The organism is Shewanella sp. YLB-07, from assembly GCF_009377275.1.
In genome coordinates, this window is record NZ_VOQB01000001.1 from 118305 (window position 1) to 139375 (window position 21071).

Consider the following 21071-nt stretch of genomic DNA (forward strand, 5'->3'; position numbering starts at 1 on the left):
GTGTTTCTATAGAGTATCTAGGTTTGCTGTGATCTTTCATGGCGATAAAGGTAGATTAGCTAAGATAGGGGGCTGTTTTTACTCGTTAGAAGGCAAAAGTATTGCGCCACAGTTATGCGGGCTTGTGAGTGAGAAACGGTAGTCACCAGAGCCAAATATTCTCAGTTTTTTGAAAGCATAGCCCTCTTGGCTAGCTGTTGTGTCTTGGGCCTTTCAACTTGAAAGGCCCACTCTTATTAGCATAGTTAATGCGATGGTCTTGTGGCTGTGCTTTTAAATGATGAGGGCGATTAAACATGCATATTCTTTTATCATTGTCCGCCAAGACTGGTAGGGCAGGTCATCATTGTTTGCTTTAGTAATCCAAATCTAGTGCGAAGCATAGGTAGCCCATTAGCTTTTGGGTGTGCTTAAATTCGTTGGCACACCAGGAGACAAAGTCTTTATCTGTGATCTGTTTAGCCTCTATCGATTTGATGGCGATAAAGTCTTTACGCTTTAACTCATCTAACATGGGGTGGGTCTTATCATATCCTCTTGGCGGGCGTACCAGGCTGCTGCCCTCCATCTCGAATCCTGCTTCTCGCAACTGAACTAATGCCTTCTTATAGGCATTGGGGTTTTCATCGATACAGGTACGTAGTTTGTTTAATGCCTTTGAGTCGGGATGCCAAATCCCCGCACCGATAAAGCAGCCATCGTTGGCAATATGCAGATATAGGCCTGGAGCGTGGACATCTTTGCCCTGAAAGTGACGAAATTGAATGCCGACATTGGTTTTATATGGGGTCTTGTCTTTACTGAAGCGGGCATCACGCTGGGGACGCATTAAGCTGCCACCGACTTTCTTGGAGGTGGCAGTTAATCTTGGTGATAGCGCCAGCACATGGGGCTGCATGGCTTCGATAAATTTAAGGGCCGGTGTGCGAACTTCATCTTCATATTGGGCCTGATTAGCCTTGAACCATTCCCGTTCGTTATTTGTACTGAGCAGGGAAAGAAAGGAGAAGCTCTTGGTAGTAAACATAGGTACGAGACCCTAATGATTGATAATGAAGTAAAAAATAACATAGGAGTAACAGGATTGGGAGAGTGAAGTGAATATGTGGCCACCTTTGTCTGATCGATGCTGATTAATAAGCCTAATATGGACAATTGACAGCGCTGTCATTAGGCGCTAGTGTGTAATTGATGTTCAGTTGTTAATAAGATGTTTTCTTGTGTTTGACGGGCTCTGTGTCGGTTTAGCCTTAACAGGGGAATGTCAGACAAATAAAATAATAATCTAAGGATGAGAATATGGCTGGCGGAACCCCAATCACGAGCTCAGGCTCTCAGTCACAAGACAGTAAGTCTCGAGTCGGCAGCGTGTTTGTCGCCTCCCAATACAAGGGAGCCATGGTGTTACTGGTCGTGCTCTACTTTATTATCGGTTTCACCACAGTATTGAACGATATTCTTATTCCTGTGATGCGAGAAATTCATCAATTGTCGAACATGGAAGCCATGTTTGTGCAGTCGGCTTTTTTCATCGCATTCGCCATCTGGGCTATTCCCGCAGGACTTGTGATGGAGAAGATAGGTTATAAGCGCTCCTTGGTCCTGGCATTGGGCATCATGGGTATCGGCTATCTCTTGTTTATTCCCGCCGCCCACTATATGGAATACATGGGAGTGTTGTTTGCACTCTTCGTGCTGGCCACTGGTGTCGCATTCTTACAAGTCGCCCTTAACCCTTTAATCGTCAAAGTTGGCCCGGAACAAACTGGATCGGCGCGGATGAATTTAGGTGGCAGCTTTAACTCCTTTGCGACTACGATTGGCCCGGTTATCGGCGGCGCCGTTATCTTATCCAGCGTGCAGGAGATAGACTTTACCTCCCATGGCGAATATATCATCGCCAAGGCGGCTGCGGTTCAAATTCCTTATTTGGTGCAAGCCGTGGCGATTATCGGTATCGCGGCACTTATCTATTTCACCCGACTGCCGAAAATCGACAGTGTTAGTACATCCTCGGCCGGTAGTCAGGTAAAGGGATCCTTTTTCGACCATAAGCACTTGATGTATGGCGCAGGGGGGATCTTCTGTTACGTGGGGGTCGAAGTCTCTATTGGTTCGATTCTCATGTTGTATCTGGCAACTCCAGAGATGGGCGGTCTTGGACACGAGCAGGCTGTGCCTTTGCTGGCGTACTACTGGGGCAGTACCATGCTTGGTCGCTTGATTGGCTTCGTGGTTTGTCAGAAGATCCGCACTCAATATCTATTGCAGATAGTCACAGTGGCTGCGTTAGTACTTATCTTGGGTAGTTTTATGCCCTTCGCACTGGAAAATACCCTGGCTATTCCCGTGTTATTCAGCGATATGGCAGCCATAGAAGTGCCGCTTGCTGCCCTGTTTCTTATTCTGTGTGGTTTGTGTCATTCGGTCATGTGGCCGGCGATTTTTCCCTTATCGATCGCAAATTTAGGCGCGTTCACTCCCAAGGCTTCGGGCCTGCTGTGCACCATGATAGTTGGTGGCGGTATTTTGCCACCACTCCAGGGTTTTTTGGCAGACTCTATCGGTTATAAGTGGAGCTTTATTCTCTGTGCACTCTGTTATGTCTATATCCTGTTCTTTGCCTTCATCGGCTATAAGGCAGGCCAGAGTAGCGAGGTAGATGAAGCAAGTACCGATGAGGTTTCGGTGGCTAGCACCTAAGGTTAGCGCTTGCTAGCAGGTGAGAGTTGACATGTAATCTTGATTGGATTGTTTAAAGAAAAACGCAGCGATGAGCTGCGTTTTTTTATGGACGGATAAAATGTTACTGCAGGTCTATATTGCAGCTGTAATTATAGACTTTGCCTCTGGGCCCAGAACTCTCGCCAAATGGACTGATATTTAATGAAATAGTTAGTCATCCATTGAATCAATATTCGTGAGATTTACATTCGTTATAATTACGTTGTTAACTTGTTGCTACCGTGATCTTCTGTTAGCTTCGGGAGCGTAAGCAAACGAAAATACCGTAAAAGGCGATAGTCGTAGCCGATAATTTGCGGTGTGTTCGAATCTAAATAGTAACTCTAAACAAAAAATATAATGGAGCAAATCTATGAAGTTATCTAAAATTGCAGGCGCAATCATGGCCCTGACCGTGAGTGTGTCTACAAGTGTAATTGCAGATGATGATCGATATATTATTCAAGTCGATAGCAGCAATAAAGGTGTCATTAAGGCACTGACTAAGCAACTCGGTGGTCAAATCCATGTGGACGGCAATGGCTTTATCGCCGCCACTTTTAGCGGTAAAGATCTTGCCCAAGTGAAAGGGCTGCTTAACAACCCACATATTAAGTTGATTGAAGCGGATCAGCGTCGTCAACTTATGTCGGCCTACAGTGATGATGCCGGTAATCCCATGACCGAGCAAGTCACACCTTATGCCGTGTATCAATCTCAAGCTAATCAAGTTGCATTCAATGCCAGTGCGGGCATGAAGGTGTGTATTATCGATTCTGGACTCGATGCCAGTAACACAGATTTTGAGTGGAATAATATCAGTGGCGACAATGATTCAGGCACAGGCAACTGGAATGAGAACGGCGGGCCACACGGTACGCATGTAGCTGGCACGATTGGTGCGGCAGACAATAATGTCGGCGTGATTGGTATGGCACCGGGTGTCGAGATGCACATCATCAAGGTGTTTAACGATGATGGTTGGGGCTACTCATCAGACTTAGCCCATGCAGCAGATCTTTGTAGCGCGGCAGGTGCCAACATTATTAGCATGAGTCTAGGTGGCGGAGGCTCTAACTCTACCGAGTCTAATGCCTTCCAGTCATTCGTCGATGCAGGTGGCCTGGTGGTCGCTGCTGCGGGTAACGATGGTAATAATGTTCGCTCATACCCTGCGGGTTACCCATCTGTGATGATGATTGGTGCTAATGATGCCGACAATAAAATTGCCGATTTCTCACAATTTCCTGGTTGTACGACCGGACGTGGCAAGCAGGTGAAAACAGATGAGACTATCTGTGTCGAGGTCACAGCTGGTGGAGTAGATACACTTTCGACTTATCCTGCCAGTATGGCTACGGCAGCGAATATGACTGCCGATGGTGCAGCGTTTGCGAGTTCAGCCATGGAAAACCCAGGTAGTGTCACTGGCAGCACTTACTATATGGGCACGGCAGAGGCAACCGATAGCGGTGCTAATGGTAATGTCTGTGTGATCGATCGCGGTAATATCTCATTCCACGATAAGGTGGCAAACTGTGAAAACTCAGGTGGCGTTGGCGCGGTTATCATTAACAACGAACCTGGCATGTTATATGGCACGCTAGGTGATACCAATGCCACTAGTATTCCGGCTGTTGGGGCTGCATTTGAGGATCGCAGTGCGTTATTAGCGGCGGGGAATATTGCTATCGACATCGGCACTTCAGATTATGGTTTTATGAGCGGTACCTCAATGGCAACCCCAGCAGTGTCGGGCTTGGCTGCTCTGGTTTGGTCTAACCATAACCAATGTACTGGCAGTGAAATCCGTGAAGCCTTAAAGGCGACGGCCATGGATAGTGGCGCTGCTGGTAATGATGTTTATTTTGGCTACGGTATCGTTAAAGCGGCAGCAGCAGATGCATACCTTACTGCTAATGGCTGCGGCGGTGACGGCGGCGGAGAGCCCGGTGGCGACTTTACTCTGAGCGCAAATGGCTACAAGAGTAAAGGCGTGAAGAAGGTCGATTTAACCTTTAATGGTGCTGCGGGGACGAATGTAGATGTTTACCGTGATGGCAGCTTGATTGTCACGACATCTGCCAGTTCGACGTATACCGATAGCATTAGTTCTAAAGGTGGTGGTTCATATAGTTATAAGGCCTGCGATGAGGGGACATCTACTTGTACTGCCGAGCAGACGGTTGTTTTTTAGGTGTTACTTGTTAAGTGACTTGCTAATTGATTTAACTTAAGTCGCTTGAAAACCCTGGTTTAACCTCAGCCTGACCGCAGCACTTTTGCCGTGGTCAGGCTGAGGTTTTATGGTTTACACCGGACCTTTATTTCAATACCTTGTATAAGCTGATGCGTTCGCCGCGATAGTAACCGGTTAGTTTGACCTGTTGTACCTGCGCAGCCGTGGTGGCATTGGTCGGTAACCATTGCAGATCGATCTCCCCGAACTGACGACTAGTGGCTTCGCTCTCCCCGTTAGTTCTTAATACATGAGCTAAGGTTGTGGAGTGCAGGCTTTTTTCGGAGCTGCTGAGCCAGAGAGTAACCAGATCCCGTGAGAGCATCTGATAGCCGACCTTTATCGATGAGCCAACAAGATTTGAAAATTGAATGTAATCGATTGCCCCATAACGAGAGATGATGATTTTATCTGTGAGCATGCTCATGCCGTACGGATAGGCCTTATCATAGATCATCGATTTGATTATTTTTCGTGCCGTATTATCGAGCAGATAGACGCGGTTAGCCGTTAGCACCGAGCTGTATTTGCCTTCGGGATCAGACACCACACGCTTGACTCGGCTATCGAGTTCTAAGCTGGCAATAGGCTGATATGAGGAGCGTGTATCGAGCCAGGATACGGTATTTGTGCCATCGCTGATCAGGAGCTCGCGATCATCATTGACGAAGCAGGCATCAAGAATATCCGCCTTAGCTATGTGGTTCTTGGGGGCCAGAGTCTCGGTATCCAAGATCATAGTTTGACCATAGCTCCCCTGAGTGACTAACAGCTCAGCTCCCTGTTTACTAAGTATCAGGCCAGGATCTGAGGTGCTCAGATTATAGACCTGATTGCTTGCCACTAAGGTTTCGCTGTTTAACAACTTCAACTCTGCAGTTTGTCCCGAACCATTGGTGAACACAGCCATCACACGTTTCTTACTGTAGATAGGGGTTAACCAATTGATATGGTTGTTGAGGCATTCGGCTTCAGACATCGGCAGTTCGGGTTTCTCTATCACTATGGGATCGGTTCCCGATGCGCCGCTGTAGCTGTCGATAATAAATTGTTTCTTCACGCCTGAGGGGCTGGGGGATTTAGCGTTCTTGCCTATCTCTGACAGATAGATGCCGTTATCCCCGGAGGCGTTACAGGTATTGCTGATTGAATTATCGCCGTATGCGGTTGGCTGATAAATTAAATAGGCCTGCTGATTACTCAGGCCCTGAGCGGCAAATGTGAGGCTGGAGGTGACCTGGATTCCTCCTGTGCCAGTACAGATACCATATTCACAATGATCATCATCATCATCATCGTCGTCATCATCATCGTGATCAGAGTCCTTAAGCAGAGCGGATCTCTGGGGAGATGCTAGTGCCGAGGTGGCGGGAAACGATGAATATGTACCTGTGCCAGTATTAATCTGTAGCAGTTTGTCATCTGAGGTTAGCGCCAACAAGAGACCTGTGTTCTCATTCATGGTGATCGATTTTGGCGATGTCAGTGGACTGAGTGGGTATGAACCGGACAAGAGATAGTGATTGTTTAAATTCACGAAACTGGTATCGAGATCCGCCTGACTGAGTGATTCCCTTATATCGAATGTTCTGTTTGTCACCATTTTATCGACGGCCGCGGCTATTTTTAAATAGGCCGAATCACCGGATAACGAGATGGCATGATGGAAAGAGGCGATTAATTGTGCAGTTTCATTTTCGGGTCCATGAATAACATCGAGATCGGTGAAATTAATATTATATTTGTCCCCGAATATCTTCTGTAAATAGGCTTTTGCCTGACCTGAGTTGCCCGAAACCATAGGGTTAAATAACACTTCATTTTGGATCAGAGTCGTAAATGGGCTGACGAGTTTCGCCCCACTATTGGCTGTAAGGAAGTAGCCATTCGAGTCGATTAAAAATGGCCCTGACGCGCTCGCTGTCAGGCTCTCAAGATTGGTTATGGTCTGTTCAAGAACACCGCATTCCCCGTTAAGATCAATATCCTGACAGACAGGGTAGTCTCCATAGGCATAGTGATTCTTACTCTGGGTATTTGTGCTGTCATCACCACCGCCACAAGCCGTCATCAAGGTACAACTGGCAACCAATAAAGCAATTTTAGATACTTTTAAACATTCACTCATAATATTTACATCGTCACCTATCGAAATAAAAGATCGCCAACCGCCACAAAGGCAGTCGATGTAATCGCTGTTACGTAAATTAACAGAATAAAACACCAAATGATATTGATAATGGATCTCATCCGCATTATCATCCGCCAAAATGTAAAGCCGATGTTTATTTGGTTAATAAAAAAATCTTCCTAGGGATCTATTTCAATGGTGTTCAGAAGTCAGCCATCATCTTTGGTTATAACACTCGTTTTAACGTCTTTCTTAGCCGCCTGCGGAGGTGCTGAGCCGGACAGTAAACTGACATCAACGACCGAGCCAGTGATCCCGAAAAATACGTTGACTGGGGTGGCACTGGACGGTTATTTGAAAGGTGCCAGAGTGTGTATCGATCTCAACCACAACTTGTATTGTGACAGCCATGATGGTGAAAGCGTACTGACCGGAGCGACAGGTGAATTTACCTTGGCCGTAACGGGTGAAAATCTGAGTCGTTACTCTGTCATCGTCGAGGCTATCCCTAATCAAACTGTAGACATGGATAACCCAGATAAGAAAATCGATAAGGCATTCGTGCTGTCGGCTCCGGCGACTCAAGCCGCACTGGTGACGCCATTTACTAGTCTGATCACCACCATAGCCGCACAGCGAGGCACACATTTCGATACGGCGAAGCTCATTCTGGCTCAATTGCTGGCTATCGATGCCGAAAACTTGATGTCAGATTATGTTGCCGGTCAAGACAGGATAGATAAAGAGCTGCATTTGCTGGCTCAGGGCCTGACCAAGATCATGCAGGCTGGTGAGCAGGCCTCGGTGGAGAGCGGTATCGGCAGGAGCATTGCTCGTCAGGGCACCAGAGCCAAGTTGGGCTTGCTGGATCTCTCAGTGCTGAAAAGTCGGACAGATAACTTGGTGGGGACCAATAATCCCCAGGCCATGGATGACATTGTCAGGGATCATGTCGGGGAAGTGCTGGTGTCGCCTGCTGAGATCTTGAACAATCGGGTGGTCATCATACCTAAGGCGCCTAAGTCAGGCCTGGTTAATGACGAATCTGACACTTTCTCCTGGAGTTGGGTCGGTCATTTTACCGACATAAGTGATTATGAATATTCACGCGATGGCGGTAAAACCTGGCAGGTGGTGAGTGCCATGCCCCTCTATGTGGGCCTGGATGCTTACGGGGTTGGCGCGATCCAAGTTAGGATCAGAGCCGATAAAAATCGAGGCCGTCAGGCGGGTCAGCCTGTGCTGTCAGACAAGGTATTCACTCGGGTACTTATGCCTTCGGCGCCTGCTAGCCTGACAATCAATGATGCGAGCAATGTTTTCGACTGGCAGTTTGTTCCTGAACATACTGATTATGCCTCCTATGAATATTCACTGGATACTGGAGTCAATTGGCAGCCGATAACGGCCAAGCCTCAGCCTGTTGAAGATTTCGCTATTACCGCAGGTGCTCTGCAGCTCAGGTTAACCGAGCGGTCCGAGATCAATATCCCGGCCGGTCACATCATCTCTTCAACGACTCCCTTCACTGTGACACCCGCTCGTCCCTTGGCGCCGATAATCCTTGCGGTCAATGATGAACATGACAGTTTCACCTGGGAGCTATTGGCGGCATTTCCTCGGGTAGCTAACTATGAAATTTATCTGGACGGCTCTTGGCGTCAGGCCAGTGGCAACCCAGAGTATATCGGCAATAGGGATTATCCGGCTAACAGCATAAAAATACGTGTGCCAGCTAACATTAACAATGGCATGCCAGCCGGGTTCTCTGCCGTGATCGCTCAGGTGTTCACCCGAGACTTAGGCAAGCCTGTTGCGGCGCTCAATAGTGTCGTGGATGATATCAATGACAGTTTCGATTGGGACTATGTGCCAGGGTTTGAGACTGCGGCACATTACGAGATCTCTACCGATGCTGGGAAAACCTGGGGCGGCGCCAACACTAAACCGGCCGTGATAGACGATGGGCAGTTTGGCATAGGTCAGGTGTGCGTACGTGTTATCGCCAACGCTATGGGAAGCCATGTAGCGGGAGGAATACTCTGCTCGGAGGCCGCTTTCACCCTTAAGTCTGTGGCTCCCGATGCGCCCACTGTGCCGGTCACCGATGATGTACTCGATACCTTCGGCTGGCAGTGGGCCCCGGGATTTGAGCGGGCCGCAGGTTACGAACTCATGACACCGGATCAAGACTGGAAAACAGTTAATGCCAACCCCTATCAACTGCCAATGGATAATATTTATCAGGCCGGTGAAGTCAGGGTGCGAGTCAAGGGGGATGCCTTATCTGGTCGGGAGCCTAGCTTAGCCTTGCTCAATACTCAGGCCTATACTGTCAAGCCGTCAACGGCCGCAGCGCCAACAGCCTCGGCTGTCGATGATGCTCTCGATACTTTTGGCTGGCAATGGACACCTGGGTTCGAGCGAGCCGAAGATTATGAGCTCATGACACCGGCTCAAGACTGGAAAACAGTCAACGCCAACCCTTATCAACTGCCGATTGATAATACTTATCAAGTTGGTGAAGTCCGTGTACGGGTGAAGGCCGATACAGTTTCGGGCCGGGAGCCCAGTTTACCCTTGCTCAATCCCCTGGCCTATACGGTTAAGCCAGCAATAGCTGTTGCGCCTACAGCCTCTGCTGTCGATGATGCTCTCGATACCTTTGGCTGGCAATGGACACCTGGGTTCGAGCGAGCCGAAGATTATGAACTTATGACACCGGTTCAAGACTGGAAAACAGTCAACGCCAACCCCTATCAACTGCCGATTGATAATACTTATCAAGTCGGTGAAGTCAGGGTACGGGTGAAGGCCGATGCAGTCACTGGCCGGGAGCCTGGCTTACCCTTGCTCAATATCCAGGTCTATACGGTCAAACCAGTCAGAGCGGAGGCTCCGACCGCGCCAGTTGTCGATGATGTACTCGATACTTTTGGTTGGCTGTGGACGCCAGGATTCGAGCGAGCCGAAGATTATGAGCTAATGACACCGGCTCAAGATTGGAAAACAGTCAACGCCAACCCTTATCAACTGCCGATTGATAGTATTTATCAAGTCGGTGAAGTCCGTGTACGGGTGAAGGCGGATACAGTCACAGGCCGGGAGCCCGGCTTATCCTTGCTTAATATCCAGAGTTATACGGTCAAGCCCTATAGAGCCGATGCGCCGACCGTGCCTGTTGTCGATGATGTGCTCGATACCTTCGGTTGGCAGTGGACACCGGGATTCGAGCGAGTCGAAGAGTATGAGCTCATGACACCGGATCAAGACTGGAGAATAATTAACGCTAACCCTTATCAACTGCCGGTTGATAATATTTATCAAGTCGGTGAAGTCAGGGTACGGGTGAAGGCCGATGCAGGAAAGGGCCGGGAGCCTGGTTTCTCCTTGCTCAATACTCAGAGTTATACGGTCAAGCCCTTAACAGCCGCAGCGCCGACCGTGCCAGTTGTCGATGATGTACTCGATACCTTCGGTTGGCAATGGACACCGGGATTCAGCCAAGCCGAAGATTATGAGCTTATAACACCGGATCAGGATTGGAGAACCGTTAACGCCAACCCCTATCAACTGCCGATTGACAATACTTATCAGGTCGGTGAAGTCCGCGTACGAGTCAGGGGAAATGCTATAACGGGCCAAGAACCCAGCTTACCTTTAGCTAATATTCAGGCCTATACGGTCAAACCCGTCAGAACTAAGGCTCCGACCGCGGCAGTTGTCGATGATGCTCTCGATACCTTTGGCTGGCAATGGACACCGGGATTTGAGCGGGCCGAAGATTATGAGCTCATGACACCGGCTCAGGACTGGAGAATAGTCAATGCCAATCCCTATCAACTGCCAGTCGATAATATTTTTAAGACTGGTGAAGTTCGGGTGCGGGTGAAGGGAAATGCTTTAACGGGCCAAGAACCCAGCTTACCTTTAGTTAATACTCAAGTTTATACGGTCAAGCCATCTCAGCCTGATGCGCCGATAAACCCACAGCAGGACGACAATCTCAACAGTTTCGATTGGGATCTACTCACTGACTTTTCTCACCCAAGATATTATGAATTTTCTGTCGATGGCGGCGCGACTTGGCTGATAGTCAGTGAGAAACCTTTGCAGCTGGGTGAAATAAATCTTGCGGCCGGCATGGTTCAGGTACGCGTCAAGGCGAATGCGACCAATGGCATGCCTGCAGGCAAGGTCCTTGTCAGTACCGTTGATTTCATCGGCGGCATGCAACCCGATGCCCCTACTCATCCGGAAATCGTCAATGCCAGCAGTGTCGGTATAACCAATGGCCTCAAGTGGAGCTGGGTTCCCGGTTTTGTTGAGGCTTCACATTATGAATATAGCAATGATGCAGGCCTGAGCTGGACTGCAGTAGGCAGTAATCCGCAACATATGGGCTCACAGGTTTATAGCAAAGATAAGCTGCAGATCCGTGTGCGTGGTAATGCTAAGGCCACAGAAGTGAATGCGCCGGGGAAAATCATGGATGCCACTGGTGCCAGTGGACAATTTATTGTTATGGAATTTGTCCCTATGTTATCTGTGGGCCAGGTAATGACTATCTCCGAGTCATCCAATGGCAGTAATCAATATCGTTTCGATACCAATCAAGGGTGCTGGGCACAGTTTGACTCTAATGGAGAAGGTGAGCCTAGGTATTGGGGCGGAAAAAGCAGTTACTTCGATAAGACAAAGCTTGTCGACGAGCTGGCTTCTTTGAACCTAAATTCTGTTTGCGGTCTGATCGGCTGGGATGCTCCCCCTGAGTCTCTGGTGATGGCATCAACGGCCATAAGCAGTTCGGGGAATAATAAACCTGTGAACATGAGTCGAGGCTATGGCTCGTTTTGGGCAAAGTCTGGTTCAGATTATGTGCTATATAACAATGGTGCCATAGCACAGCCGAGTTGGAGCAATTCGTATTATCCCTACTGGATACTGGGAGAGACCAGTGAGCTTGTAGCGCGTTTATTGGCCATTAAAAACGATGCGGTGACTGGGGTTAACTCCTTAGAGATCTTGGAAATCGACTTGAATACCAGCCTGCTAGCCGAGATGGTTAAAACTGACCCGGTACTTAATGATGTCGAGAAGATTCAGCTGGATATGCAGGCTTTGAACGGTGAGGCGAGGGCACTGGCAACTGAGCTAGATGAAGCTTATGTGGCATATCGACTCTATGTGGATCTGATCATAAAAAATCGCCCGACTACGACGAGTGTAGACTTGGCTTCGCTGCAATCTAGCTTGGTCGAACTGCAGGCGCAAAAGACAGACATTAACTTAGTATTGACCCGAACTCAGGCTTCGATAAAGGCGCTGCATGCCCTTAATTATCTGTTGATTCTGGGAAAAAATCTGGACGATGTGATCAATAAGATAACCTCGATAGCCGGAGACAATGGTCAGGTGCTACACGGCGCAGCGCTTGAGTTGTATCAGGCGATTCACCAGTTGCAGCTGACCCTAAAAGATTTCGATGCTATCTATACCCAGTTAACCGAAGCGCTGGACTCAGGAGGGCTCAGTGATGCCATCAATACTGAGCTCAATATTTTGCTTGCACGCTTAAATGCACTCGAGTCGGGCGCAGATGTGACATCGGCGCAAACGACGGCGATGCAAGCTTTAACACGGGCAAAGAGCGATGGCTATACCGTGCCCGCAGCCGATGCCGTGATCGGTACCCATTTCAGTAAGCTGGATATTAATGGTGACTATTTGCCGAGTAATACCAGCTTCGCCCAAGGCTGGCGTTGTGTATTCGACAGCAGATTTGCTAATTATTCGAGGATCTGGACCTTGCTGGGTGATGGTTTGCCTGGGGGCTCAGATAACTTGCCATTCGATGATGGCACTAATACAGAGTCGAACGTAATGGGCACCAGCGGCTTATTGAAGCGGCGCAATGATGCCAACTACTGCGGGCATAGCGATTGGCAGGTACCAGGCCTGACTCAGACAGAAACCTTAGCCACTTCAGGTAGCAGTTATTCTAGAACCATAGACACCAGTGTGTTTCCCAACCATCTGGCCCTGACTGATGAATATGATAAGTACAACGGCGGCAAACGTTTCTTCTATTGGCTAAGTAAGGCCCATGTCAGTGACGGAGCCAAGCAGCAGGCCTTCACCTTTAAAACAGCTAACAATTATGGCTCCAGCAAGGATTTTTTCGACAAATCTGTTGGTGAGCTCGATAACAAGATTTTTATCGCCCGCTTTGTCAGCGAAATCTCTCCCTATGAATTAATCGATATTAATGGCTCAGTGACATTGGTGTTGGCTAACGCCAAGTGCACCCGAGACAAGGTCAGTGGCAATTACTGGCAGTTATTCGATGATAAAGGCGGTGCAAGGTTTAAAAAATTCAACGATCTTGCAGCGATTGTCGATGAGGTTAATACCGCTTCACTGTGCGGTCTGACCACATGGGCGATACCAAGCTTCGATGAGATTAAAACTCTATATCCTTTTGATCAGTCAGTATTTATAAATAATGAGGTGAGTGGGAATTACAATAAACTAGCCTGTTATGTTTCATCGGATGAATCAAGTTTAGGTTATTCCGGCAAAAGAAAGAGATGCCTGAAAATAGATGGAACCGAGGCATATGTGACTTATGAGGGGGGCTATAATATGTATCCCTCTCTGTATCGATTACGCGGGGAATAACTAGCGTATATCGAATATTAATTCAAGCGTATTAACACCAGAGGAATAAAAATATGATGAATACTATCAAGAAAAAACAGCGCGGCGCAGCTGCAATCGAATATGCAATATTAGCGGCGGCCATGTCTCTGGTTATGTTTAGTTTCTTAGGCGAGGATGGGAAGTTGACTAAGGCTATCGATGCCGCCTACGAGACCATAGTGTCCAAGCTGGAAACGATTCAGGAAGAATCATAACGCTCACCTTTAAATAGATGGAACTGTTCCATCATCTCTAAATAGAAATACTCATAATGACAGTAAAACGTTTAATGTATTTCTCGGTTTTTATATCTCTGGCTGGCCTTATTGGCCTGTACCTGAGTATTTCTGCGCCCCAGAAGCAGGTAGATATAAAAACGGAGAATGTAATACACGAAATTCTCGTGGCTAAGCAGGAAATTAAATCCGGCCAGCGATTCAGTGCTTCTTTATTCGAATGGAAAGCACTGAATGAAGATGAATTGACTGGCTTAGTGGATCATATCGGTAAGGATAAGTTCGATATTCTCAAGTTTAATGGCTCAGTGCTTGTGAGCTCGTTTACTGCCGGACATATCATGAGTCTGTCGGATTTTCTTAAGCCTGAAGAGGGCGGCTTTCTGTCGGTGTCTCTTCGTCCCGGATACCGCGCGGTTTCTGTGCCAGTGGATCAGGTGACAGCTAACTCTGGCTTAGTGGGTCCTGGGGATTTTGTCGATGTCTTATTATTAGCCTCCCAGGAGCAGGAGCTTCGCACCCGGGGCAATGAAACACAGAGCTTGTATGTGAAAACAATAGCGAGGAATGTCCGTGTGCTTGCCTTTAACGATGCCGTCAAAGTCGAACAATATATAGCGGCGCAGAAGGAGAATAAAGGTTTTATTCCCGATGACAGTGCGGTGACATTAGAAGTATTAGCTAAGCAGGCCAACAGAATTATATTAGCCAATCAGTTAGGCATATTGACGCTAGTGTTACGCAGTAACAATGAGCTTGTTGATGAAGCCAATAGACAAGATGAAATTAATATCGCCGATATATTTCCTGATATTAAACGCGTTCAACCCAATATAGGTTTAGTTGAATTCAGAGCCAGTGATAAACGTGTGCTAAATCAAGCAGGGGACAAGAGTGATTAAAGTAATTACCTCCTTTTTGTGTATATTGTTATTTTGTGGGGCATCACAAGCAGAGTCATTAAATATGATTTTAGCCGTGACCCTAAATAAAGCTGAGTTGGTGCAATTGCCTAAAACGGCCAAATCAATATTCATCTCCAGTAATACCATCGCCGATTATCAGGCATTGACCAATACCAAGATCATGGTATTTGGCAAGCAAGCCGGCACCACTTCCCTCTACGTGCTCGATGCCGATGAAAATGTCATCTATTCGGCAAGCGTGAAGGTCAGTCATAACGTCGATGAACTCAATGGCTTGATCTTAAGTGAATTTCCCGATGCCTTAGTCAGCGCCGAATCTATCGCAGGCAAGCTATTTCTGAAGGGCCGGGTGCCGACGCCAACCATGGCGGAGAAGATAATTCGCCTGTCTGAAGGTTATGTCTCTCAACCTCAATCCTCGCAAGGCAAGCAGGGGGGGAAATCTTCGGATCAGGCTAAGGGAGCTAAGCAACAAGGTCAAAATGGCGGCGGGCAGCAGGCTAAATCGGGCACTGCCAGTAAAGGTGAGCTGATCAATCAGTTGCAGATCACCATGTCGACTCAGGTCAACCTGAGAGTGAGGATCGCCGAGGTATCACGTAATGTTTCCAATAAACTCGGTATCAAGTGGGGCTCCCAAGGATTTGGCACAGGCAAACTCGCCTTTATCGATGGTCTGGGCTGGAGCAACCTTTCGGTCATGGTCGACGCGTTAGCGACCAATGGCATGATATCAGTATTGGCCGAGCCTAACTTGACGGCGATTAGCGGTGAGAAGGCCTCCTTTTTGGTGGGGGGAGAGGTGCCCATTCCGCTGATCTATGGCGACACTGTCAGCATAGAATATAAGCCCTTCGGTGTGCGTCTGGATTTTAAACCTACCGTGTTAAGCCCTAATCGCATCAGCCTGCAGATAGAACCTGAAGTCAGTACCATATCCCAGAGCACCAATGTGGTGATGGGAGACTCATCATTTCCGATATTCATGACACGTAAGGCATCGACCACCATAGAGCTGGCCAGTGGCCAGAGCTTCGTTCTCGGCGGCCTGCTGCAATCCACCGACATTGAGCAGATGCAAAAGATGCCCTGGATTGGCGATATCCCCATTCTCGGGGCCTTGTTTCGCTCCAATGAGTTTAAGCGTGAGGAGACTGAGCTGATCATCATTGCCACTGCCTATCTGGTTGAACCCACCCGGGGGGATTCATTGCCTTTGCCTACCGACGGACTCATTCCCATGAGCGATGTCGAGCGCCTGCTGGCCTGGCCCCGAAGGGGAGTGCTCAGCTCGTTGGATACGCAAGTTAACCCGAACGATAATCGTCAGCTGCGTCTGCTTGGCGACAACGGATTTTATTACTGAGGTGAGTCATGCGCTTAATTATTTTATTGCTGCTTAGCAGTCTGCTCTTGGCTTGCTCTGGCGATCCGATAAAACGTCAGCCCGATATCGCCATCGAGGCGGTGACCCATGTGTTTTCTCTGCGGTTAATCGCAGAAACACTCGATAGCGAAGACAGGGCGGCATTGGAAGAGTTCCTGCTGCGCCAGGGCGATCCAGCCAACTTAAGAGTACGTATCGAAACTCACTCTTCACGGGGAGAAAAGGTGCTGAACTCGGTGCAGGAATTATTGCACCGCAGAAATATATATCCCTCGCAGATCCGGACCCTTCGGAGGGAGTCTGCCAGCACCTCTGAAGATCTGACTCTGGTGGTCGAGTCGTATCGCACCTTAGTTCGCCATTGTGATGCGGGCAAAGAGCCTAAGACGATTCTCAACAGTTTTAAACGTTCGGCTAACTTTGGCTGTGCCAATGCCAGCGCCTTGGCTCAGATGGTGGCAAACCCTCGGGATTTGGTGGTGGGCGAGACCTTGTCTGCGACCGAGGGCCGCAAGGCTGTGTCGACTCTGGAAGCATATTATGCTCAACCCAATGCCCCATTGAGGGAGTCTTCACCAATCTCAGGCGCGCTATCAGGCGGTTCTGGAAATTAATTATGAATACATATTTTAACCAGCTTCCAGCCCTAGTCGTGGGAGGCAAAGTGCTTGTCTTGCAATTTAGGATATCTCTCAACATGAGTCTAAGGTCCTACTCTAGATGACTTCAAATATTTACAAGATTCAGGATAGCGGCTCTCAGACCGATTATTCACAATACCGGGTAGCATCGGGTGAGTTAGGCAAACGTATCGCCGTTGCCAGCGCCAAGGGCGGAGCGGGTAGCACCAGTGTCGCGGCTAACCTTGCCTGGGTGTTGTCACAGCAACTCGACAAGCGGGTCGCCTGCGCGGATCTGGACTTTGTTAGCGGCGACTTAGATCTGCATCTGAATATCAGTGCCAATAATAGGCTCACCGAGATGTTGCAGTATCCCGAGCGTCTGGAGCCTATAGTGTTCGAGCGTAGCGGAGTGAAGGCGGCGGAGAAATTGTACGTTTTTACCGGCTATAGTCAGCAGTTGGCCCAGGAGTTTTGGCCCGACTCGGAGGCCTTAGAAGCGACTTCACAATTTTGTCAGCAACAGACAGATTATCTGATCTGGGATATCCCCTCTTTCTGTCTGCGTGACAGTGTCGGTTTCGAGGCTATTCGTAGCGCTGATATTCGTATCGTCATCGTAGAGCCGACACTGGCCTCGATTCGTCATACCAATCAATTATTGACTCAGCTGGCGACAGATCATGATCAGCAGACGATTCTGATCCTTAATCATACTAAGCCAGAGAAGGCTTCTTTGATCTCGTTAACCGACGTCAATCAAGCTCTGGGCCAGAGCGTAGATCTGGTGATCCCATTTAGCCCGGAGAAGATGTTATCCACCGCGACTCTGGGAAGCCATGTTGCCGACGATAACGGTCGACTCGGTAGGGTGTTTAAGCAACTCGCTGCCAGAGTGACGGGTGAACAAGTCGCTCCTGTGAGCCGAATGAAACTTTGGTTCAGGAGAGACTGATGTTTGGACGAAAAATATCGGCTAATCAGAGCCCGTCGCCTCGCTCTGGTTCGGTAGCTATGAGCGAGTCGGTCAAAGATTCCGAGCGTCAGCAGAGTCGATTCGCCTTGATCCACAGTGAAGTTATGCTCGCTATCGAACCCGCCGTTGTGATCCAACTCTCCCGTGAGGAGCTAGAGACTCGGACCTTCGAGGCCGTGGGCGATATAGCCCAGCGTCATCAACTGCCCATGGGAGGCCAGGAACAGAAGCAGATCATGCTGCGCCTGGTGGACGAAATGTTAGGCCTGGGGCCGCTGCAAGTGTTGATCGATGATCCCGATGTCACCGACATCATGGTCAACGGCCACAAGGAAGTGTTTATCGAGCATAAAGGTAAGCTCAAGTCGGCGGAAATCAGCTTTCGCGATGAGGAGCATGTGCTCAATTTAGCCCGACGAATTGTGAGCCGCATTGGCCGCAGGATCGATGAGACGAATCCTATGGTCGATGCCCGCCTGCCCGATGGCAGCCGGGTTAACGTACTCATTCCACCTCTGGCCCTGGATGGCACTTGTATCTCGATCCGTAAATTCAGCGATAACAAACGTAGTCTGAGCCAGTTAGCCGAGCTTGGGGCCATGTCGGCGGATATGGTGACCTTGCTGGACATCATAGCCCGTTGCCGGGTGAATGTGCTGATCTCCGGCGGCACGGGTGCGGGTAAGACTACGCTACTCAATGCTATGTCGTTTGGTTTCTCACCCGAGGAGCGGATCATCACCATAGAAGATGCGGCAGAATTAAAATTGGCGCAGCCCCATGTCATACGTATCGAGACGCGTCCGGCGAGCGCTGAAGGTCTGGAGGCCGTCGATCAGCGTCGTTTATTGAAGAACGCCCTGCGTATGCGTCCGGATCGCATCATTCTCGGCGAAGTGCGTGGCGCCGAAGCATTTGACATGATGCAGGCGATGAACACTGGCCATGATGGTTCCATGTGTACCTTGCACGCCAACTCGCCATCCGATGCGTTGATCCGTCTGGAAAACATGCTGTTGATGGCGGAAGTTAACCTGCCGGCACAGGCCCTGCGGCGTCAGGTAGCCGCAACCATAGACATTATTGTGCAGATCGAGAGAATGCGGGATGGTCGACGTCGGGTGACCAATATCACCGAACTGGTTGGTCTGGAAGGAGATCAATATCTTACCCATGATCTGTTTCGCTTCGATTATCAGGGGCAGGACAGCCAAGGCAATGTGTTGGGGCAATTCTTGTCTGCACAAAAAGTGCCTAAATTTATCGAGAAGGCCAGATATTACCAGCTAGATACCAGACTCAAGCAAGTGATGGGAGTGAATTGATGTTTGCTCTGTGCGCCATTTTTCTCCTAGTATTGAGCCTGACGGTCAGTGCTGTTTCTTCTTGGTATTACATTGGCCAGCGTCGTCAGACTCGAAGGCGCCTGTTGAGCGTGACTAAGTTCAAGGCCCAAGATAAATCTGTGTCTAAGTCACTCTTTGGTTGGGAGCAGGAAGTGAGTCCTTGGCTACGCTGGCTCAGAAGACTGGAGTCTCGTATCGATAACCTATTCGGGCTCAAGGGGAAAACTTTCCTTTATCTGGGTCTGGTTACGTCGGCTATCACCAGCTGGATAATGAGTGGTTTCTTGCCTGTTTATGTGCGCCTGGCACTGTTGATATTGGTGCCGACTATCGGCTTCTTAGGTTTTTTCTGGTTGATGCGCTCGATGCAGATGAAGCAGTTCGATCAAGCCTTTCCTCAGGTGTTGGGTCAGATCTCCCGCGCCGTGGCGGCCGGCATCTCAGTGCCCCAGGCCATAGCCCAGGTATCTGAGTATCAGCAGGGCTTCCTCGGTCGTGAATTTGAGCTTATCCGCGACAGACTCGCCATAGGAATCGGCCTTAAGCAGGCCCTGGAACAGGCCTGTTATCGTTTGCCCTATGCAAGTTTTCACTTCTTCACTGTGGCACTTATTTTGAACCAGGAGAACGGTGGTCAACTGAGGGAGGTACTCCATAGCCTGGGCCGAACCCTGCACGATAATAGTGCGATCAAGATGAAGATCAAGAGTCTGACCGCAGAGCCAAGAATGACGGCGTTGATTCTAGCTAGCTTGCCTTTAATCTTGATTAGCATCATGTTCTTCAAAAATCCCACCTCCTTCGCCGTGCTCACCGACACGCCAGCCGGGCACAATGTCTTGTTATATGTGGTTTGCAGCATAGCTCTGGGGCTTGGCATCATCAATGTGCTGACTAAGGTGCGACCATGATGACCTTATCCTTGTGGGTATCGTTTATGTTATTGCTCGCCGGGGGCTCCTTAGCCTTGCTCAGCAGCGTTAAGGCGCGGCAGAGAGATGGGGTCGTTGCACGTTTACAGCTTGTGGAACGCGGGGCTATGGCCTTTGCTAAGCCTCAGAACCAGCTCCAATCTAAGATTAAGGTCAGCGATGATATCAAGGCCTTGTTGCTCAGAGCTGGATTCTACTCTGAGCATGCTGCCAGCATCTTTGTGGTGGCCAAGTTATTGGTGGCGATAAGCTGTTTCATCGGCTGGATGGCATATTCTGGCTTCAGTTTCGACAAGGTCATCTTGGCCAAGGGGGTGGTGTTTGCCGTTATCGGCGGGATTGGGGTGGAGCATTGGGTCAAATTCAGGGCGCGGCTTGTCTCTTCTCGCATCGCCGGAGCGACCCCGGATGCACTGGACCTTATGGTAGTGTGCGTCGAGTCCGGTCTTACTCTGGAGGCGGTATTTGGTCGGGTAGGTCAAGAGATGGTGAACTTCTCCCCGGAACTGTCCCGAGAGTGGTTGATCACCGAAGCCGAACTGCGTCTGCTCGATTCCCGGCCCCAGGCATTGAAAAACCTGGCCCTTCGCACTGGCATCATTGAAATTGAAAACATGGTTATCGCCCTGTCTCAGGCAGAAAAATACGGCAGTCCCATCGCTAAGAGCATGCGCCTTATCGCCTCGGATAGCCGTCAGCACCAGTATCTGGCGTTGGAAGAGAAGGTCGGCAAGATCCCCGCCAAGATGTCCATGCCACTCGTGGTGCTGGTCATGATACCTGTGGTAGTCCTGATCGTGGCGCCGACAATCATTGAACTTATGACATCGATAGGTGAACTTTGAAATGCCT

13 protein-coding genes are annotated in these 21071 nt (G+C 49.1%); 11 read left to right on the plus strand and 2 right to left on the minus strand.

The window, feature by feature from the left end:
- Nucleotides 1-355 precede the first annotated feature (355 nt).
- The gene (locus tag FS373_RS00480; protein WP_152828846.1) at nt 356-1027 is read right to left on the minus strand and encodes a DUF2461 domain-containing protein; all 672 of its coding nucleotides are present in this window, start codon (nt 1025-1027) and stop codon (nt 356-358) included.
- A gap of 272 nt (nt 1028-1299) precedes the next feature.
- Here FS373_RS00480 and FS373_RS00485 point away from each other — a divergent pair, with 272 nt between their 5' ends.
- Entirely contained in the window at nt 1300-2703 is a 1404-nt protein-coding gene (locus FS373_RS00485; protein ID WP_144047600.1) for a sugar MFS transporter, read from the plus strand.
- A gap of 394 nt (nt 2704-3097) precedes the next feature.
- Nucleotides 3098-4921 carry a S8 family serine peptidase gene (locus FS373_RS00490; RefSeq protein ID WP_152828847.1) on the plus strand — a complete coding sequence of 608 codons (1824 nt, stop codon included), beginning with the start codon at nt 3098-3100 and terminating at the stop codon, nt 4919-4921.
- A 127-nt stretch (nt 4922-5048) separates the two neighbouring features.
- On the opposite strand, the gene FS373_RS00495 is transcribed toward FS373_RS00490, so the two are convergent.
- Nucleotides 5049-7091, minus strand: a complete 2043-nt coding sequence (locus FS373_RS00495) for a hypothetical protein (RefSeq protein ID WP_227992490.1) — start codon at nt 7089-7091, stop codon at nt 5049-5051.
- Nucleotides 7092-7289: 198 nt separating this feature from the next.
- Here FS373_RS00495 and FS373_RS00500 point away from each other — a divergent pair, with 198 nt between their 5' ends.
- The 9 genes from FS373_RS00500 (at nt 7290) to FS373_RS00540 (ending at nt 21064) form a co-directional block, all read left to right on the plus strand.
- Entirely contained in the window at nt 7290-13775 is a 6486-nt protein-coding gene (locus FS373_RS00500) for a hypothetical protein (protein WP_152828848.1), read from the plus strand.
- A 53-nt stretch (nt 13776-13828) separates the two neighbouring features.
- The gene (locus FS373_RS00505; protein ID WP_144047597.1) at nt 13829-14011 is read left to right on the plus strand and encodes a Flp family type IVb pilin; all 183 of its coding nucleotides are present in this window, start codon (nt 13829-13831) and stop codon (nt 14009-14011) included.
- Between the two features lie 56 nt (nt 14012-14067).
- Nucleotides 14068-14934, plus strand: a complete 867-nt coding sequence (cpaB, locus tag FS373_RS00510) for a Flp pilus assembly protein CpaB (protein WP_144047596.1) — start codon at nt 14068-14070, stop codon at nt 14932-14934.
- On the plus strand, nt 14927-16324 hold the full coding sequence (locus FS373_RS00515; RefSeq protein WP_322619443.1) for a type II and III secretion system protein family protein: 1398 nt from the start codon (nt 14927-14929) through the stop codon (nt 16322-16324). Before cpaB ends, FS373_RS00515 begins: the two co-directional genes overlap by 8 nt.
- Before the next feature lie 8 nt (nt 16325-16332).
- On the plus strand, nt 16333-16959 hold the full coding sequence (locus FS373_RS00520) for a CpaD family pilus assembly lipoprotein (protein WP_144047595.1): 627 nt from the start codon (nt 16333-16335) through the stop codon (nt 16957-16959).
- A 106-nt stretch (nt 16960-17065) separates the two neighbouring features.
- On the plus strand, nt 17066-17920 hold the full coding sequence (locus FS373_RS00525) for an AAA family ATPase (protein WP_152828849.1): 855 nt from the start codon (nt 17066-17068) through the stop codon (nt 17918-17920).
- A gap of 125 nt (nt 17921-18045) precedes the next feature.
- Nucleotides 18046-19266, plus strand: coding sequence for a CpaF family protein (locus tag FS373_RS00530; protein ID WP_407695672.1), 1221 nt, complete (start codon nt 18046-18048; stop codon nt 19264-19266).
- Nucleotides 19266-20198: a type II secretion system F family protein gene (locus tag FS373_RS00535; RefSeq protein WP_227992491.1), complete on the plus strand. Its 933-nt coding sequence runs from the start codon at nt 19266-19268 to the stop codon at nt 20196-20198. Before FS373_RS00530 ends, FS373_RS00535 begins: the two co-directional genes overlap by 1 nt.
- The gene (locus tag FS373_RS00540; protein ID WP_194165801.1) at nt 20195-21064 is read left to right on the plus strand and encodes a type II secretion system F family protein; all 870 of its coding nucleotides are present in this window, start codon (nt 20195-20197) and stop codon (nt 21062-21064) included. Before FS373_RS00535 ends, FS373_RS00540 begins: the two co-directional genes overlap by 4 nt.
- Nucleotides 21065-21071 lie beyond the last annotated feature (7 nt).

Coding starts and splice junctions, on each gene's coding strand:
- FS373_RS00485 (WP_144047600.1), top strand. CDS start 1,300: ATGGCTGGCGGAACCCCAATCACGAGCTCAGGCTCTCAGTCACAAGAC.
- FS373_RS00480 (WP_152828846.1), bottom strand. CDS start 1,027: ATGTTTACTACCAAGAGCTTCTCCTTTCTTTCCCTGCTCAGTACAAAT.
- FS373_RS00540 (WP_194165801.1), top strand. CDS start 20,195: ATGATGACCTTATCCTTGTGGGTATCGTTTATGTTATTGCTCGCCGGG.
- FS373_RS00505 (WP_144047597.1), top strand. CDS start 13,829: ATGATGAATACTATCAAGAAAAAACAGCGCGGCGCAGCTGCAATCGAA.
- FS373_RS00495 (WP_227992490.1), bottom strand. CDS start 7,091: ATGAGTGAATGTTTAAAAGTATCTAAAATTGCTTTATTGGTTGCCAGT.
- FS373_RS00500 (WP_152828848.1), top strand. CDS start 7,290: ATGGTGTTCAGAAGTCAGCCATCATCTTTGGTTATAACACTCGTTTTA.
- cpaB (WP_144047596.1), top strand. CDS start 14,068: ATGACAGTAAAACGTTTAATGTATTTCTCGGTTTTTATATCTCTGGCT.
- FS373_RS00520 (WP_144047595.1), top strand. CDS start 16,333: ATGCGCTTAATTATTTTATTGCTGCTTAGCAGTCTGCTCTTGGCTTGC.
- FS373_RS00530 (WP_407695672.1), top strand. CDS start 18,046: ATGCTCGCTATCGAACCCGCCGTTGTGATCCAACTCTCCCGTGAGGAG.
- FS373_RS00535 (WP_227992491.1), top strand. CDS start 19,266: ATGTTTGCTCTGTGCGCCATTTTTCTCCTAGTATTGAGCCTGACGGTC.
- FS373_RS00490 (WP_152828847.1), top strand. CDS start 3,098: ATGAAGTTATCTAAAATTGCAGGCGCAATCATGGCCCTGACCGTGAGT.
- FS373_RS00525 (WP_152828849.1), top strand. CDS start 17,066: ATGACTTCAAATATTTACAAGATTCAGGATAGCGGCTCTCAGACCGAT.